Below are 14819 nucleotides of genomic sequence, written 5' to 3' on the forward strand. Positions count from 1 at the left end.
CCGCGATTTCTCAACTAAGGACACCCCCTTGGAACAGCGGTTCACTTTCGATGGCGTGGCAGCCCTTTATGGCGGTGTTCGCCCTGTTTATCCCGAGCCGCTCTTCGACGACATCATCGCTTTCGCCGGCTTAACCAGTACCGATCGCATCCTCGAGATCGGCTGCGGCACGGGACAGGCGACGCAAGGGTTTGCACGCCGCGGCTTTTCGGTGCTCGCGCTGGATCCCGGTTCGGACCTAATCGGCATCGCTCGGGAGAACCTGGCGGATTTTCCCAATATCCACTTTGAGGAATCGACTTTCGAGGCTTGGCAGGGCGAAATGTCAGCCTTCAAGCTCGTAGTGGCGGCCCAGTCTTTTCACTGGGTGGCGCCGGATATCCGTTTTGCAAAGACAGCCTCCCAGCTCATACCGGTCGGAGCGCTTGCGGTTTTCGGCAACGTACCGCTGCCACCGGCACCGCCGCTCGGCCCGGAGTTCGCCCGCATCTATTCGCAATACGCGCCATCCCTCGCCGGCCCGCCGGCGGAGGCCTGGTATCTGCCGGATGCCCCGTTCGCGGCGCTGTTCGAAGAGTCCGACTATTTCGGGCCGGTAACACACCGCTGCTATCCCTGGAGCCGAATGCATAACGCGGCGAGCTATACCGACCTGCTGCGCACGCTCTCGGCTCATAGGCTTCTGGCGGACGAGCATAGGGAGCTTTTACTTGGAGCGATTACGGAGACGATCGCTGCGCATGGTGGAGAGTTCGAGCTTCATTACGAAACGCACCTCTATATGGCAAGGCGACGTTAAAGAGGGACCATTCGGCCCTTCACCGCGCCGGCAACGCCTTCAGATAGGCTGCGATCGCCTCACGGTCAGCGGCCGGAAGATGCGCGATATTCTGCTGCACTTCGGCCATCGAGCCGCCGGCGGAATCATAGTCGGGGGTGAAGCCGGTTTCGAGGTAGGTGGCAATATCACCGGCGCTCCAGCTGCCGATCGCCTTCGAACCGGGGGTGATGTCGGGGATGTTGCCCTTGCCTTCCGGGTTCGGTGCGCCGGCCAGCCACTGATCCCTCATGAAGCCGCCGAAGGCGTCGCGCGGGGTGTGGCATTCGCCGCAATGGCCGGGGCCTTCGACCAGATATTGACCGTGTTTGATCTTGTCATCGGCATTGGCGATGACAATGCGCGGCTGATCGTTGAAATAGAGGAATTTCCAGCCGCCGAGCGCCAGCCTGATATTGAAGGGAAAGGGCAGCTCATGCGGCGGCGCGACATTGTCGCTCTTCGGCAGGGTTTTCAGGAAGCCCCAGAGATCGTTGACGTCCTTGTCGCTCATGCGCGCATAGGAGCCATATGGGAAGGACGGATAGAGATGTTCGCCGTTTTTACCGACGCCACGCTTCATGGCATTGCCGAAATCGACCAGCGTCCAGTTGCCGAGACCGGCCTTTTCATCCGGCGAGATATTCGGGACATGGAAAGTGCCGAAGGGGCTGGCCAGAGCCAGCCCGCCGGACAGCACCAGCTTGGCATCGCCCTGTGCGCCGGACGCCGCATGACAGCTTGTGCAGCCGCCCGCCCAGAACACCATCTCGCCGTTCTTGATATCGGGATCGCCGAGATTGGCCCAATGGCTTGCCGGCAAGGGCGATGGCGCGGTGACGACATAGAAGGTGCCGAAGCCGATGATGGCGAGGCCGGCAAGACAGAGCAGCCATCGGACAAAACGCGCGATCATGCCTAGCACCTCCTCCATTCAGCCTGCATCATGAAATACTGAAATCCACACCGGCGGCAAGCCAGTGTGGATGTTTGATCTGATGTCCGGACGATGCCGGCCTACCGCTAGTCCTTCTTGATGCGGTAGGCCTGATGACAGGCGGCGCAATTACCACCCAGTGTCTTCAACGTCGCACCAACACCGGCCTGGTCGGCCGGAAGCTGCGCGAGTGCTGTCTCCGCATCGGTGGACAGCTTGGCGGCCTTGGCCTTGAAGTCATCCAGATTGTCCCAGACCTTCGGATTGACCTCGGCATCGGTCTTGTCGCTTTCGGGGTTGAACTGATCCGGGAAGGCCTTGGCCGTCTCGGCGATCGTCGTCAGCGAGGCCTTGACGACAGCCGCGTCATAGGGCTTTTCGCCCTTGGCGATGGCGCCGAGAGCACCGGTCGCGCCACCGATCTTCTTCATCAGCGCAATACGGGCATCATGCGTGCCGCTATCGGCCGCCAGCACCGAACCAAAGGCAACGCCGGCCAGAGCCGTCGCCACCACAATCGCTCTCCATTTCATGTGCTTCTCCTACCTCTGCATGCGTGATCAGGACCGCGAATGCGGCCGGCGCATAGCCACGCTAGCATCTTTGCCGGTTTAGCGCGGGCGATGAAGTCACAAAGTGGTGAGAGCTGAGCAAAATCAGCGTCATATTCCAGACATATGCCGGCGCTCACGCCGCCCTCCAGCCTTCCCATACGGTGAAGACCGAGACCGCAAACAAGAGCAACCCGGCGGCACGCCCGGCAAAGGCGGTCGCGCCGGGATTGGCGATCAACAGATCGCGGCTACGGCCAGCGGTGACGGCAAGGCCGCCATAGATGAGGAATTGCGTGGCGATGGTCATCAATCCCATGATCGTTGCCTGTATCCAGATCGGACCGTAGTCCGGCTTCAGGAACTGCGGATAGACGGCAAGGATGAAAAGATAGGCCTTGGGGTTGATCAGGCAGGTGACGGCACCCTGGCGAAAGGCCTTCCAGGCGGAGCGGCTGCCGCTAGGCCCCTGATCGCCAACGGTGATCGAGCTGCGCATCAGCGTGATGCCGATAAAGGCCATGTAGCCGGCGCCGGCAAGAAGCAGCGGATTGAAGAGAACGGGCACGAAATGCATCAGCAGGCCGACGCCGAGCGCGCCGTTCAGCGAATGCACCACACCACCCAGCATAATGCCGCCAGTCGCGGCCAAGCCCCTGTTGCGGCCGCCGGTCAGCGAATTGGCCAGCACGAAGAGCATATCCATGCCCGGAACGATGATGATGCCGAAGAGGAGGAGAAAGAAAAGCCAGAGATTTTCGGTGTAGCCCATGTCAGTTGCCTATCGTCCTATGTTGGAAAATCACGGAAGAATTTGTTGATTTTCAAATTGATAGGCAGTCTTATAGTTCAGCCCAACTGACAGGGTATTGTCAGGAGCCTTCAAGCCGGGAGGATGAAATGCGCAAGGCGTCGCGCCTGTTCGAGATCATCCAGATCCTGCGGCTGGCGAAAAAGCCGGTAACGGCGGCCGTCATCGCCGAGCGGCTAGAGGTGACGGTGCGCTCGGTCTACCGCGACATTGTCGCCCTTCAGGCGATGCGCGTGCCGATCGAGGGCGGGCGTGGCATCGGCTATATCATGCGCCCCGGCTTCGACCTGCCGCCGCTGATGTTTTCGATCGAGGAGATGGAGGCGATCGTGCTGTCGCTGGCGCTGCTGGAGCGCACCGGCGACGACGAGCTGAAGCTCGCAGCCAAGCGCGTCAGCGCCAAGATCGCCGGTGCGGTGCCGCCACCGCTGCGCCAGACATTCGAGGCCAATGCGCTGCATGCCTGGGGTTTTGCCGCACCCTTGGCCGGCGCCATCGATCTGGCGCTGGTGCGCCGCGCCATCCGCGACGAGGAGAAACTGGACCTCTCCTACCGCGACGAACTCGGCCGTGCCACCGAGCGCATCATCCGACCGATCGCCCTCATCTACTACGCCGAAACCGCCAACATCGTCGCCTGGTGCGAGCTGCGCCAGGCCATCCGCAATTTCCGCAGCGATCGGATCGAGGGTTGCGAGGCGGCGGGATCATGGTTCAAGGGCGAAGGGGATGGGTTGCGGCAGGTCTGGGTGAACGGGTGGCAGGTGAATGCCCAAGCCGCCGGTGGTTGACGAACGGGCGATTGGACTGTCCTGAAGCATCATGCCGCCGAAGCGGGATGTGGCGGAGATGCGGGTGGCGGCGGAATGAAACGCTAGCTCAAGGACAGCACCCTGCTCTCCTCCCGCCCGAAACCGGCGATCTCCAGCCGATCCTCATAGACCGCGACGATTGCATAGGCGGTGTTGTCTTGGGTATCGACCATGCCTTTGAAATTGACGAAGTAGGTCCCGTCGACGACGCCAAAATTACCGGCATGGTTGTGGCCGTTGAGATAGGCGACGACGTGATCGTGTTCGGCGAGCAGCGCCAGCAGGCGCTCGCTGTCGAGTGCGTTGTGCGAATTCTTCGGGAAAATCGGGTAATGGTTCATGACCACGACCTTTTCGCCGGCGGTTTTCGCTTCATTCAGCTTGGCGGTGAGCCAGGCATATTGCGTGTCGCTGACCGCACCATTCCAGCGCTGTGAATTTGGCGCACCGGCGCCATGCAGCGCCTTCATCAAAGCCCTGGCTTCATCGCGACGCGGGTCGCCTTGCGGTGGAGAAAACAGGCTGGTCTCGTTACCGTCAAGCGCGATGAAGCGATAGCCGGCTTGGGCGAAGTCGTAATAGGCCGACGACAGCCCGACGCGGTTTACGACCTTCGTCAGATGCTCTGGCGCGACCGCGAAATCATGATTGCCGAGCAGGAAATACCGCTCATGCCGCAGGGTCTCGTAGACCGGCAGGATATCGTTAAAACTCTCCCAATGACGGTCGATGATATCCCCGAGGGTGACGACGAAGGCGAGATCGTGCCGATTGAACTCCGTGATCGCCTCTCCGAGTTTGTCGAGGCTCTTTGCCGGATAGCGGTCGAGCTCGAGATTGGGCTCCAGGGCGGCGTATTGCGGATCGGCGACGACGCCGAAGCGGAAGAGCGGAGCAGATGGAGACGACATGCAGCCTCCTTGGGCTGACGGAATGGCAATCGAACGAAAGATACGAAAACACCCGACGCCTGGACAGCGCCGGGTGTGAAAGCAAGCCGTGACGGCAAAGCTTACTTCGTGGCGGCTTCGTAGCGCTCCAGGACGTAGTCCCAGTTGATCAGGCTATCGATGAAGGCCTCGAGGTATTTCGGACGCAGGTTGCGGTAGTCGATGTAATAGGAGTGTTCCCAGACGTCGACGCCGAGGATCGGGGTCGCGCCATGAACCAACGGGTTTTCGCCGTTCGGGGTCTTGGAAATTTCGAGCTTACCGTTCTTGACGGAAACCCAGGCCCAGCCGGAGCCGAACTGAGTGGCGCCGGCAGCGGCGAAATCGGCCTTGAACTTGTCATAGCCGCCGAGATCAGAAGCGAAAGCAGCTTCGAGCTTGCCCGGCAGCTTGTTGCCGCCGCCGCCCTTCTTCATCCAGTTCCAGAAGAGGACGTGGTTGTAGTGCTGGGCAGCATTATTGAAGAGGCCAGCATTGGTGCCGAAGGACTTCTTGACGATTTCTTCGAGCGAGAGATCGGAAAGACCCGCTTCAGCCGCCAGCTTGTTGCCGTTGTCGACATAGGCCTTGTGATGCTTGTCGTGGTGATACTCGAGAGTCTCACGCGACATGAAGGGGGAAAGAGCGTCGTAATCGTAGGGAAGTACAGGCAATTCGAAAGCCATGGTCATATCTCCTCTTGGCAATTGATTGCGTCGGCAGGTGACCCGGAACATAGGAGGGGACGATGGGAAGGGCAACCGGCGATATGCCAAAAAATCGCGGGCTCGAGGAAAATTTACCCGTCTTTCAACCAGATACCGCTTGTACCCATCAAGCCGGCATGAACTGGGTATCGCTGCTTAAATGCGGCATTGAACCGTCTATTCGTCCTTTCACTCGCCAAAGGTCTTATTTAAGCCTTAATCATCTTGTAGTTGTACTCCTATCGTCTTGGGCAGCTTGGCTCTTCGCGGCGTCAGAGTTCTCGACCCGCCGATCTCCTCAACCGTATGGTCTGAATATGGACGGCACGACTGCCGGCATCGGCCATGCCAAGCCCAAGGAGACAGCATGTTCAACGGTATCGTCAAGAGTTTCGATCTGGAAAAGGGCTACGGCTTTATTCAGCCGACGGACGGTAGCGTCGCTATTTTCGTTCACGCGAAAACAGTGGTGAAATCTGGCCTAGACACCCTCAAGAAAGGCCAGAAACTGATCTTCGAAATCGAGCAGGACGGCATGGGCCGCAGCTCGATCTCCAAACTCAGATTGGCCTGATTGGAACGGAATGCGGCGCTGACCACGGATGTACTGGCAGCCCGCGATCACTCCATTGACAATCAAGCCGGAATGTTCGGCAAGCGACATCTCCGTCGTCTTGCCGGACATGCATTTCCCGATAACGACATTCGCGCGTAAGCGCCGTGATATAACAGGGCCATTGCAACAGACAGGGCCGGAAAGACGTAGTGCACCGTGGCTATCCACCGTTTCCCCATCGGCCAGACCGTTCGACTGAAGAGCCTGAAAGGCCTTTCCCCGAAGGCGGCGGAGGTTTACCGGATCACGGCCTACCTTCCAGCGCGGGACAATTCCCCGCAATACCGGATGCGCAATGACGAAGTCGCCCAGGAACGGGTGACGCAGGAAATCGATATAGAACCGATCGCCCCTGCGGCAAAAGCCGAATAACTCGCGTCGTCGCAGCCGCGCTCAGCAACAGCTTTTGAGGTCACTGTTTACTTGATGGTGCGCGGAAAACCGCGTGCCGGCCTGAAGGTAGGCGACAATCGCCGCATCTAGCTCCCAGACCGGCAGCCACGTCGGAAGGATCGATGATGCCCGCCGATAGTCCCCGCGAGACCAGCAACACCGATGGCCCGGTCGACCCAATTCCATTTTTCGAAAGTCGCTCGTCCCGTCATATCAGGGACACGTTTCTCATGGACAGTCGGACGCCTGTCTTTGAAAACGACGATTGGCTGATCGACGATTTCGGTATCCGGGCAAAGATGCCAGCGGGCACCTTCAAGATTCCCGCCAGCCGCCTCGGCGAATTGACGACGTCCTCGGCGGGCGCATTTCTGTTCTGGCCGACGCATATGGCGCAGGAAAGCTGGGCCAGGATCGACCTGTTCATCGAAGTCTATAGACAGGCCCTGACGATCCACAGGGGACGATACGGATCGCACATTCCGGACGCGCTGCTCGACAGCAGCATAAATGCCGCGATGGCAATATCCGCGGGCAAAATGCGAGACACAACCAAAAGCTGAGGAAATCAAGTCAATGACACCCTCATTCTCCCCCAAAACCGCACGGGCCAACACGGCTGAAACGATCGATCTCGAATTCGCGGTGGAAAACGCGCTGGCTATCGCCGAAGACATCGACGGTCCGGATGTTTTCGTGACTGCGGACGGTCCCAAGATCGTGCTCAGCGGCTGGCTTGCAACGAAAGAAGAGATCGATCGCGCCGGCGAAATCGCAGCCACGATCTGCGGCACGGCACGCGTCGACAATCAGATCGTCAGAGGCTAGGCTCCGTGAACCGCCCTCCTGTCGGGTGGCCTCAGCGAGACCAGTTCCGTGAAAATAGCCTGCCTGCACACTGCCGAAAGCAACATCCCGATCTATGAAGACGCTGCAAGGGAGCTTGGCCTTCCAGCTGGCGCCCTTCATCATCATGTGCGCGCCGACTTGCTCCTGACCGCCGAACGGCTGGGAGGACTGACGGCTGAAATCTCGGCGGAAACGGCTGGCGTCCTGCTGCATCTCGCGCGGGAGGCGGATGTTGTCGTGCTCAATTGCTCCACCCTTGGCCCGGCGGCGTCGCTGGCGGCCGACCGGTCCGCAGTTCCCGTTATCAGAGCCGATGGCATGCTGGCGGAAAGAGCGGTGAAGGCGGGCGGCAAGGTCATTGTCCTCTGCACCGTCGAAACGACCATTGCCCCGACCACCCGGTTATTCGAAGAAGCCGCGAAGGCAACCGACGCCGACATCGACGTGCGGCTGATCGAGGGCGCCTGGGCTCTGTTCCGGGCCGACGAACAGGATGCCTATCTGGCCTTGATCGCCGAGGCGGTGGACGCAGCGCAGCGCGCAGGGGCCAAGATGGTTGCCTTCGCACAGGCATCGATGACCGGAGCAGCACGGCTGTTGCATGGAAGCGCTACCCAACCGATGACCGGTCCGACCGTTGCGCTGGAAGCGGCGATCAAAGCCGCCGCCGCAACATCTAAAAGCGGACAGCTTTCAGGCGAGCCCTCCATCCCCTAGACATTGCGCCCAAAATAGACGTTCACTTCCGCGATCTTGTCGCCAGTGAAGCGGAACATCTCCACATTGCGAAAACTGCTTCCATCCATCTTTTCGGCGCGGTAGCCGACAATCACCTCATCGCCATCGGGCACGAGATGTTCGATATGAATGGCACGGAAAACCTTCTGCTTCGGCCAGCAATGTTCAAAATAGCGGTTACGATCGATGTGATCGTCACGCGGGCTGGAGAAGGTGAAATCGCTGGTCAGCATCGGACCGACGACGTCAATATGTTGCGCAATATACGCGGCATACAAACGCCGCACCGTGTCGCAGCGAGCGGTCTCAAGGGTGCTCATGGTGCATCTCCTACCTATCCGGCAACCTATTTGGATCACGATCTCGTTGCCGATAATCCGATTGCAAATTGCAATCAGTTTATATCACGAGGCGAGAGAACCGACAAGGCGCTTTGCAGGCTTGGCATTGCCAGCACCGTGGTCCAGACTATCGTCCTAATCGACATCAGCAGGACGCCGTCGCCATGCCCGAGGCCCATCAGATACTGGAGAAGCTGCGCCGGCTGGCGGGGAAAGACAATCGGCCGGCGGTAATGCCGGCTGACGGCAAAAGCTATTCCACGCTCTTCACCTTCGTCACCCGGCAGCGCGAGCGGATCGCCGGCTCAGCCTTTGCCCATGTCTCGATTGTCGTTCTCGTCGAAGGCTACAAGGAAGTGCTGAGCATGGGGCGGCATCTCCGTTTGCCGGCCGGTGCGGTGCTGGTTCTGCCCGCAGGCTGGCGCGGCGATGTTGTCAACGATCCCGATCCCCGGAGTGGCATCTATCGCGCCATCTTCATCAGCTTTCCCGACGAACTCGTGCGCCGCGCCGTCAGGGCCTTTCCGCCCGGGCGGATGGCCTCACAGATCGACCTGCCGCTTGATCCGATACTGGCAGCAGCCATCCATCATGCCGGCGACGGCATTGCCTCCGGTCAGCTGCCGGCGGAACTGATCGAGCATCGCCTGATGGAGGTGCTGATGGTGCTCGGCATGCGCGGCGCCCTGCCCGCGTCGCCCGAAACGACGGCGGAGGCCGTGCGTGCGCTGGTGCGCTGGCAGCCCGACCGCGCCTGGACCGCCGATCTGATCGCCGTCGAGCTTGGCACCAGCAATGCAACATTGCGCCGACGCCTGTCGCGGGAAGGTTCCTCGCTACGCAATGTGCTGGCAAGCGAACGCGTGGCGCTCGCGACCACATTGCTGGCCGAAGACGGACTGTCGTTGCGCGAGGCAGCCCTTGCCACCGGCTATCGCTCCCCTCGACGCTTCGCCGAACGGCTGCGTGGCACTTGAGCGTTTCCGGCTGCATTTTGAGCGTTTTCGTGCGCAAGCGTGCCGGAACGATCTGTTAGACCCTGCCCCAGGAAAGCTCGAACGGGCTGAAACGCGAAAGGGCAAGACCATGCGACATACCTCCCATCTCCTCGGCGCAATCGCTATCGCAGCGGCAGTCACCACCGGCTCGCCGGCCCTGGCCGCTGATCTCAAGGTCAAGTTTGAAAAGAGCGATGGCCGCATGCTGCTGCCGGAAAACGCCTCGTGTATCGCAACACCAAACAGCAAATCGGCGCCCGGGCCGAACAAGAGCCCGGCCTTGTCATGGTCGAAAGGACCGAAGGGCACACGCTCCTATGCGCTGACCATGGTCGATCCCGACGTGCCGGGCGATTTCTCGTTGTTCAACAAGGACGACACGATCATCCCCAGGAACTTCAAGCGGATGGAATTCGTCCATTGGGTGCTCGCCGATATCCCGGCCTCTCTCACCAGCCTTGCCGAAGGCGCCGATGGCGATAATTCGCCGGCGGCCGGGCTGCCGCTCGAACGGACGGACCATGGCCGGCGCGGACAGAATGGCACAGGCAATGGCTCCTTGAAGAATGGGCCGCATGGGGGCTATATGGGCGCGTGCCCACCCTGGAACGACGAGCGTGTCCACGGTTATCACGTCACCGTCTATGCGCTTGATGTCGACCGCCTCAATCTTCCCGATCTCTTCACCCGCGCGGGCCTGCTTGCCGCGGCGAAGGGGCATATCCTGGCGTCGGGCAGCCAGGAATTATTGTACACGCTGAATGCAAAGGCCGGAAAATGACTGAGACGAGATGGGAGGCAGCCGCACCGGCTGAACCGGAAACCGCCTATTGGATGCGGAATCTGATCATCTGCCTCGTCGGCTCCTTCACCACCATCGTGGCGATGACGCTGCTGCTTCCCTTCCTGCCACTTTATGTCGAGGAACTCGGCGTCACCGATAAGGCGGCGATCGTGCAATGGTCCGGCATTGCCTATGGCGCCACTTTCTTTGCCGCCGCCTTCGTCGCGCCGCTCTGGGGCCGGCTCGGCGACATCTATGGCCGTAAATTGATGCTGGTGCGCGCCAGCCTCGGCATGACGGTGGCGATCTCGCTGATGGGCATGGCGGGCAGTGTCTGGCAGCTGGTGGCGTTGCGCCTGTTCACCGGCCTTGCCGGCGGCTACGCCTCCGGCTCGATGGTCCTGGTGGCGACGCAGACGCCGAAGCATCGCTCGGCCTGGGCGCTCGGCACGCTGTCCTCCGGGATCATGGCCGGCAATCTGGTCGGACCTCTGATCGGTGGCGCCCTGCCGCCGATCATCGGTATTCGCGGCACCTTTCTGCTGGCCGGCGGCGTGATCTTCTTCACCTTTCTGGCGACGACCTTCCTGATCAAGGAAGAGAAATCGCCGGCGCGGAAGAAAGCCGCGCAGGCAAGCGGCGGCTGGGCTTCCATCCCCGACAAACGGCCCGCCATCGCCATGCTGGCAATCGGCCTGCTCTTGATGCTCGCCAATATGTCGATCGAGCCGATCATCACCGTCTATGTCGCGCAGTTCGTCGAGAACGCGCATGTGACGATGACTTCGGGCGTGGTCATGGCAGCGGCGGCTCTCGGCAGTATCCTGTCGGCTTCCTGGCTCGGCAAACTTGCCGACCGTATCGGCCATTGGACGGTCATCATGGCGGCTCTCGCGGTCGCGGCACTGTTGTTGATCCCGCAGGCTTTCGTTACCTCGGCCTGGCAATTGATCGCGCTACGCTTCCTGATGGGTATCGCGCTCGGCGGACTGCTGCCCTGCATCACCGCCGTCATCCGCCACAATGTGCCGGACGCGGCAGCCGGGAGCATCCTAGGCCTCTCGATCTCGTCGCAATATGTCGGTCAGGTCGTCGGCCCGGTCATGGGCGGCTTCGTCGGCGGCCACATCGGCATGCGTGCCGTCTTCCTCGGCACCTGCGTGCTGCTGGCGATCGGCGCGGTCTATTGCTGGTGGGTCAGCCCGAGGAAAGAGGCGGAGTAGATTTTCCGCTACCGGAAATCATTCGGCGTCAGGATGTACATGCGCCGGCGGGCATAGCCATAGGCCTTCATGGCCACCTGCTGTACCCCATCACGCGCGGCATCGAAGGCGGCGAGATAGCCCGCCTCGGTATTGGCCTCCGGGAAGACATCGGCTTCGACCAGAAAAGGAACCTCGAACATGCCGTCATGTCCGATGAAACGGATACGCCGCGCCGACGCATCATAACTGCGGTTCCGGTTGGGAAAGCTCAAACTCATCGTCGACTACCTTTAAACAAGAATGGACCCGGCGGCCTCATAAAGGCCGGCGGTTTCAATTGCTTCCAACATCACCACGTCAATCCGAACAGCATCGAATAGATGACGAACCCGATCGCCGCGATGACACAGAGCTGCAAAAACAGCCTGTAATAGTCGAAAAGATAGACAGAGGCAGGAATTGTGATTTTCATGGCGGCCTCCTCAGTGGTTTTGCCGACCAAACCCATAATAGCACAAAAGCAATTGCCGTGGGAGAATTCGCTACATTTTCTTAGACCGTGAATTATTCTTCCGCACACGATATCTATTCTTATCTTTACGGACATCGATAAGTCAGGAGAAACAACCGTGCTTTCGACCTTTGAGACCGGCCGCCTGATCCTGCGCCCACGCAGCATGGCCGACATCGACGATTGCTTCGCCATGGATCTCGATCCCGAGGTGACGAAATTCATTCCCGGCCCATGGAACGATCCGGAGGCACACCGGCTATTCCTGACAAACCGTATTCAGGCCGACTTTGGCGAGGGCCTCGGCTATTGGTCCGTCTTTGCCAAGGAAAATCCGAAACAGTTTCTGGGGTGGATTTTGCTCATACCTGCGGATGCAGTTGGGCCAGAGATCGAAATCGGCTGGCGGCTGAACAGGCTCACCTGGGGCAAGGGCTATGCGACAGAAGCCGCAAGGCCGGTCCTCGTCCATGCCTTTACAACGCTCGGTCTTGAATGCGTGATCGCCGATATCGCGCCCGGCAACACTGCTTCCATCCGCGTCGCCGAAAAGCTCGGCCTGTCGCCGACGCGTGCAACGGAATATCTCGATCAACCCTTTGCATCCTACCGGATCACCAAGAAAGCCTTCGAAGCCAATTCGAAGGCGCCATGATCCGGCCGCTGCGCTCCGGTATCGCCTATTCTTCGCTGGCACTCCGGCCATGGGCCCAGTCCATGTAGAGTTCCAGCGCCTTGCGCGCGAGCGGGCCCTGCTGGAATTCGCGGCCGTCGAGGCGGGTGACGCCGACGACCTTGGCGAAGTTGCCGGTGGTGAAGATCTCGTCGGCCGTCATGAATTGCTCGACCGACAACGTCTCTTCACGCACCTCGAAGCCTTCCTGGCGCAGCAGACCCAGGACGCGGGCGCGGGTGATGCCGGCGAGGAAGGTGCGGTTGGCGACCGGCGTGTAGACGATACCGTCCTTGACCATGAAGACGTTGGACGACGCGGTCTCGGCGACATTGCCGTTCATGTCGCATGCCAGCGCATTGTCGAAGCCGCGCTTTTTCGCTTCCAGGATCATGCGGCCGCTGTTCGGGTAGAGCGAGCCGGCCTTAGCATCGGTCATTGCGGTTTCCGGCGACGGACGGCGGAACGGCGAGACCGTCAGCGAGATGCCGCCCTGGCCACCCAGCGGCGCCTCGAACAGGCAGAGTGCGAAACGGGTCGATTCCCCATCGACAGCGACGACGCTGCCCGCCGTACCATGTTCGCCCCAATACATCGGCTTGATGTAAAGCGGCGTCTTGCCGTCGAATTTCTTGATGCCCTCCCAGGCGAGCGCCTCGATCTCCTCCGGCGTCTTCACCGGCTTCAGCCCCATGGCGAGCGCCGAGCGATTGATGCGCTGGCAATGAAGATCGAGATCCGGTGCAATACCATCAAACCAGCGCGCGCCGTCGAAGACGGTTGAAGCCAGCCACATGGCATGCGAGGTCGGCCCGATCAGCGGCGGATTACCGGAGAGCCATTCTCCATCGACATGGGTCCAGGTGGTGGTGCGGGGGGATGTATCGACGGCCATGATGATTTCCTCTTGAAGCGACAAAAGGAAATCCCTGTGCAACCTGGGGGTCAAGCGGAATTTTCGGCCCGAAATCCATTCGCAACAAAGCGCCGGATGATGCTTTCCGCGCGCAATTTTCATGCGCCGAAACAACAGCTTGACGAATGGGTCAATCAGGAAAAATGATAAGCCAAAGCAAACGCGGCGCGCTATACGGGATACCCATGAAAGCTATGTATTATGAGGCCTTCGAGGCCACCCCCGAGATCCGTACCCTCCCCGACCCTACACCCGGCGAAGATGGCGTGGTGATTGCCGTCGGCGCGAGCGGACTTTGCCGCAGCGACTGGCACGGCTGGATGGGACATGATCCCGACATCCAGTTGCCGCATGTCCCAGGCCACGAGCTTGCCGGCAAGGTGGTGGCGACCGGCCGTGGCGTTGTCCGCTTCAAGGTCGGCGACCGCGTCACCGTGCCGTTCGTCTCCGGCTGCGGCCATTGCGCCGAATGCCATTCCGGCAACCAGCAGGTCTGCCCCAGCCAATTCCAGCCCGGCTTCACCCATTGGGGCTCCTTCGCCGAATATGTGGCGATCGACTATGCCGATACCAATCTCGTGCATTTGCCGGAAACGGTCGACGATGCCACGGCGGCGAGCCTCGGCTGCCGTTTCGCCACCTCCTTTCGCGCCGTTGCCGATCAGGCGAAGACACGGCCGGGCGAATGGATCGCCGTGCATGGCTGCGGCGGTGTCGGCCTGTCCGCGATCATGATCGCCAGCGCGCTCGGCGCCAACGCCATCGCCGTCGACATTTCCGACGAGAAGCTGGCCTTCGCCCGCGAATGCGGCGCGGTCGCAACCATTAATGCCACCAGAGTTGCCGATGTCGCCGAAGCGGTGCGCGAGATCACCAAGGGCGGCGCGCATGTGTCAATCGATGCACTCGGCCATCCCGTCACCTGCTTCAACTCGATCAAGAACCTCCGTCGCCGCGGCCGGCATGTGCAGGTCGGCCTGATGCTCGGCGAGCATGCGACGCCGCAGATCCCGATGGGCCAAGTGATCGGCCACGAGCTGGAGATCTACGGCAGCCATGGCATGCAGGCCTGGCGCTACGACGCCATGCTCGACATGCTCGCCGCCGGCAAGATCGCCCCGCAAAAGCTAATCGGCCGCCGGATCAGTCTGGAGGAGGCCGTGCCGGCGCTGATGACGCTGGACAAGGCCGAGGGCACGGGGATCAGCGTGATTACACGATTTTGATATAT

General features: G+C 60.6%; 21 protein-coding genes. 12 read left to right on the forward strand and 9 right to left on the reverse strand.

What is annotated here, in order from left to right; genetic code table 11:
* The first annotated feature begins 28 nt into the window (after window positions 1-28).
* Complete coding sequence (locus EX00_RS22580; RefSeq protein ID WP_047463185.1) at window positions 29-799, forward strand: class I SAM-dependent methyltransferase; 771 nt, start codon at window positions 29-31, stop codon at window positions 797-799.
* Between the two features lie 19 nt (window positions 800-818).
* Here EX00_RS22580 and EX00_RS22585 read toward each other — a convergent pair whose 3' ends face one another.
* The 3 genes from EX00_RS22585 to EX00_RS22595 all read right to left on the reverse strand — a co-directional run bounded on the left by EX00_RS22585 (window position 819) and on the right by EX00_RS22595 (window position 3077).
* Complete coding sequence (locus tag EX00_RS22585; protein ID WP_047463188.1) at window positions 819-1733, reverse strand: cytochrome c; 915 nt, start codon at window positions 1731-1733, stop codon at window positions 819-821.
* 107 nt (window positions 1734-1840) lie between these two features.
* The gene (locus tag EX00_RS22590) at window positions 1841-2287 is read right to left on the reverse strand and encodes a c-type cytochrome (RefSeq protein ID WP_047463191.1); all 447 of its coding nucleotides are present in this window, start codon (window positions 2285-2287) and stop codon (window positions 1841-1843) included.
* A 154-nt stretch (window positions 2288-2441) separates the two neighbouring features.
* Window positions 2442-3077 carry a LysE family translocator gene (locus tag EX00_RS22595; RefSeq protein ID WP_047463194.1) on the reverse strand — a complete coding sequence of 212 codons (636 nt, stop codon included), beginning with the start codon at window positions 3075-3077 and terminating at the stop codon, window positions 2442-2444.
* A gap of 128 nt (window positions 3078-3205) precedes the next feature.
* On the opposite strand from EX00_RS22595, the gene EX00_RS22600 reads away from it, so the two are divergent.
* Entirely contained in the window at window positions 3206-3907 is a 702-nt protein-coding gene (locus EX00_RS22600; RefSeq protein WP_047463197.1) for a helix-turn-helix transcriptional regulator, read from the forward strand.
* A gap of 83 nt (window positions 3908-3990) precedes the next feature.
* Here the strand turns inward: EX00_RS22600 and EX00_RS22605 are convergent, their stop codons facing one another.
* Complete coding sequence (locus EX00_RS22605) at window positions 3991-4839, reverse strand: metallophosphoesterase (RefSeq protein ID WP_047463200.1); 849 nt, start codon at window positions 4837-4839, stop codon at window positions 3991-3993.
* 101 nt (window positions 4840-4940) lie between these two features.
* Window positions 4941-5543, reverse strand: a complete 603-nt coding sequence (locus tag EX00_RS22610; RefSeq protein WP_047463203.1) for a superoxide dismutase — start codon at window positions 5541-5543, stop codon at window positions 4941-4943.
* Between the two features lie 388 nt (window positions 5544-5931).
* On the opposite strand from EX00_RS22610, the gene EX00_RS22615 reads away from it, so the two are divergent.
* From EX00_RS22615 to EX00_RS22635, 5 genes are all read left to right on the forward strand, one after another.
* Window positions 5932-6138 carry a cold-shock protein gene (locus EX00_RS22615; RefSeq protein WP_047463206.1) on the forward strand — a complete coding sequence of 69 codons (207 nt, stop codon included), beginning with the start codon at window positions 5932-5934 and terminating at the stop codon, window positions 6136-6138.
* A 198-nt stretch (window positions 6139-6336) separates the two neighbouring features.
* Entirely contained in the window at window positions 6337-6552 is a 216-nt protein-coding gene (locus tag EX00_RS22620; RefSeq protein ID WP_047463209.1) for a hypothetical protein, read from the forward strand.
* A gap of 251 nt (window positions 6553-6803) precedes the next feature.
* On the forward strand, window positions 6804-7136 hold the full coding sequence (locus EX00_RS22625; RefSeq protein WP_047463833.1) for a hypothetical protein: 333 nt from the start codon (window positions 6804-6806) through the stop codon (window positions 7134-7136).
* A gap of 13 nt (window positions 7137-7149) precedes the next feature.
* The gene (locus EX00_RS22630) at window positions 7150-7401 is read left to right on the forward strand and encodes a BON domain-containing protein (protein ID WP_047463212.1); all 252 of its coding nucleotides are present in this window, start codon (window positions 7150-7152) and stop codon (window positions 7399-7401) included.
* A gap of 48 nt (window positions 7402-7449) precedes the next feature.
* Complete coding sequence (locus EX00_RS22635; protein ID WP_047463215.1) at window positions 7450-8139, forward strand: aspartate/glutamate racemase family protein; 690 nt, start codon at window positions 7450-7452, stop codon at window positions 8137-8139.
* Here the strand turns inward: EX00_RS22635 and EX00_RS22640 are convergent.
* Window positions 8136-8480 carry a nuclear transport factor 2 family protein gene (locus EX00_RS22640; RefSeq protein ID WP_047463218.1) on the reverse strand — a complete coding sequence of 115 codons (345 nt, stop codon included), beginning with the start codon at window positions 8478-8480 and terminating at the stop codon, window positions 8136-8138. The two genes, EX00_RS22635 and EX00_RS22640, sit on opposite strands and share 4 nt — an antisense overlap.
* Window positions 8481-8665: 185 nt before the next feature.
* Here EX00_RS22640 and EX00_RS22645 point away from each other — a divergent pair, with 185 nt between their 5' ends.
* The 3 genes from EX00_RS22645 to EX00_RS22655 all read left to right on the forward strand — a co-directional run bounded on the left by EX00_RS22645 (window position 8666) and on the right by EX00_RS22655 (window position 11506).
* Window positions 8666-9478 carry a helix-turn-helix domain-containing protein gene (locus tag EX00_RS22645; protein WP_047463220.1) on the forward strand — a complete coding sequence of 271 codons (813 nt, stop codon included), beginning with the start codon at window positions 8666-8668 and terminating at the stop codon, window positions 9476-9478.
* Window positions 9479-9587: 109 nt separating this feature from the next.
* A complete protein-coding gene (locus EX00_RS22650) occupies window positions 9588-10280 on the forward strand; it encodes a YbhB/YbcL family Raf kinase inhibitor-like protein (protein WP_047463222.1) in 693 nt (230 codons plus the stop codon).
* Complete coding sequence (locus EX00_RS22655) at window positions 10277-11506, forward strand: MFS transporter (protein ID WP_047463224.1); 1230 nt, start codon at window positions 10277-10279, stop codon at window positions 11504-11506. The genes EX00_RS22650 and EX00_RS22655 overlap by 4 nt, the downstream gene beginning before the upstream one ends.
* An 8-nt stretch (window positions 11507-11514) precedes the next feature.
* On the opposite strand, the gene EX00_RS22660 is transcribed toward EX00_RS22655, so the two are convergent.
* Both EX00_RS22660 and EX00_RS32165 read right to left on the reverse strand, forming a co-directional pair.
* Window positions 11515-11766: a DUF1488 family protein gene (locus EX00_RS22660; protein ID WP_047463225.1), complete on the reverse strand. Its 252-nt coding sequence runs from the start codon at window positions 11764-11766 to the stop codon at window positions 11515-11517.
* A gap of 71 nt (window positions 11767-11837) precedes the next feature.
* Entirely contained in the window at window positions 11838-11960 is a 123-nt protein-coding gene (locus EX00_RS32165; RefSeq protein ID WP_267884789.1) for a hypothetical protein, read from the reverse strand.
* A 157-nt stretch (window positions 11961-12117) separates the two neighbouring features.
* On the opposite strand from EX00_RS32165, the gene EX00_RS22665 reads away from it, so the two are divergent.
* A complete protein-coding gene (locus EX00_RS22665; protein WP_047463227.1) occupies window positions 12118-12654 on the forward strand; it encodes a GNAT family N-acetyltransferase in 537 nt (178 codons plus the stop codon).
* 25 nt (window positions 12655-12679) lie between these two features.
* Here the strand turns inward: EX00_RS22665 and EX00_RS22670 are convergent, their stop codons facing one another.
* Window positions 12680-13567, reverse strand: a complete 888-nt coding sequence (locus tag EX00_RS22670; protein ID WP_047463229.1) for a branched-chain amino acid aminotransferase — start codon at window positions 13565-13567, stop codon at window positions 12680-12682.
* Window positions 13568-13773: 206 nt separating this feature from the next.
* On the opposite strand from EX00_RS22670, the gene EX00_RS22675 reads away from it, so the two are divergent.
* Window positions 13774-14814 (forward strand): zinc-dependent alcohol dehydrogenase family protein, encoded by a 1041-nt coding sequence (locus EX00_RS22675; protein WP_047463230.1) that lies wholly within the window; start codon window positions 13774-13776, stop codon window positions 14812-14814.
* The last annotated feature ends 5 nt before the right edge of the window (window positions 14815-14819 follow it).

Origin of the sequence: Martinezella rhizogenes (assembly GCF_000799715.1) — a bacterium.
Taxonomy (GTDB): Bacteria; Pseudomonadota; Alphaproteobacteria; order Rhizobiales; family Rhizobiaceae; genus Rhizobium; species Rhizobium rhizogenes_C.

Bases quoted from the DNA above. Each gene is read 5' to 3' on its own strand.
- EX00_RS22585 (WP_047463188.1), bottom strand. From the start codon at position 1,733: ATGATCGCGCGTTTTGTCCGATGGCTGCTCTGTCTTGCCGGCCTCGCC.
- EX00_RS22590 (WP_047463191.1), bottom strand. From the start codon at position 2,287: ATGAAATGGAGAGCGATTGTGGTGGCGACGGCTCTGGCCGGCGTTGCC.
- EX00_RS22595 (WP_047463194.1), bottom strand. From the start codon at position 3,077: ATGGGCTACACCGAAAATCTCTGGCTTTTCTTTCTCCTCCTCTTCGGC.
- EX00_RS22600 (WP_047463197.1), top strand. From the start codon at position 3,206: ATGCGCAAGGCGTCGCGCCTGTTCGAGATCATCCAGATCCTGCGGCTG.
- EX00_RS22605 (WP_047463200.1), bottom strand. From the start codon at position 4,839: ATGTCGTCTCCATCTGCTCCGCTCTTCCGCTTCGGCGTCGTCGCCGAT.
- EX00_RS22610 (WP_047463203.1), bottom strand. From the start codon at position 5,543: ATGGCTTTCGAATTGCCTGTACTTCCCTACGATTACGACGCTCTTTCC.
- EX00_RS22615 (WP_047463206.1), top strand. From the start codon at position 5,932: ATGTTCAACGGTATCGTCAAGAGTTTCGATCTGGAAAAGGGCTACGGC.
- EX00_RS22625 (WP_047463833.1), top strand. From the start codon at position 6,804: ATGGACAGTCGGACGCCTGTCTTTGAAAACGACGATTGGCTGATCGAC.
- EX00_RS22630 (WP_047463212.1), top strand. From the start codon at position 7,150: ATGACACCCTCATTCTCCCCCAAAACCGCACGGGCCAACACGGCTGAA.
- EX00_RS22640 (WP_047463218.1), bottom strand. From the start codon at position 8,480: ATGAGCACCCTTGAGACCGCTCGCTGCGACACGGTGCGGCGTTTGTAT.
- EX00_RS22645 (WP_047463220.1), top strand. From the start codon at position 8,666: ATGCCCGAGGCCCATCAGATACTGGAGAAGCTGCGCCGGCTGGCGGGG.
- EX00_RS22650 (WP_047463222.1), top strand. From the start codon at position 9,588: ATGCGACATACCTCCCATCTCCTCGGCGCAATCGCTATCGCAGCGGCA.
- EX00_RS22655 (WP_047463224.1), top strand. From the start codon at position 10,277: ATGACTGAGACGAGATGGGAGGCAGCCGCACCGGCTGAACCGGAAACC.
- EX00_RS22660 (WP_047463225.1), bottom strand. From the start codon at position 11,766: ATGAGTTTGAGCTTTCCCAACCGGAACCGCAGTTATGATGCGTCGGCG.
- EX00_RS32165 (WP_267884789.1), bottom strand. From the start codon at position 11,960: ATGAAAATCACAATTCCTGCCTCTGTCTATCTTTTCGACTATTACAGG.
- EX00_RS22670 (WP_047463229.1), bottom strand. From the start codon at position 13,567: ATGGCCGTCGATACATCCCCCCGCACCACCACCTGGACCCATGTCGAT.
- EX00_RS22675 (WP_047463230.1), top strand. From the start codon at position 13,774: ATGAAAGCTATGTATTATGAGGCCTTCGAGGCCACCCCCGAGATCCGT.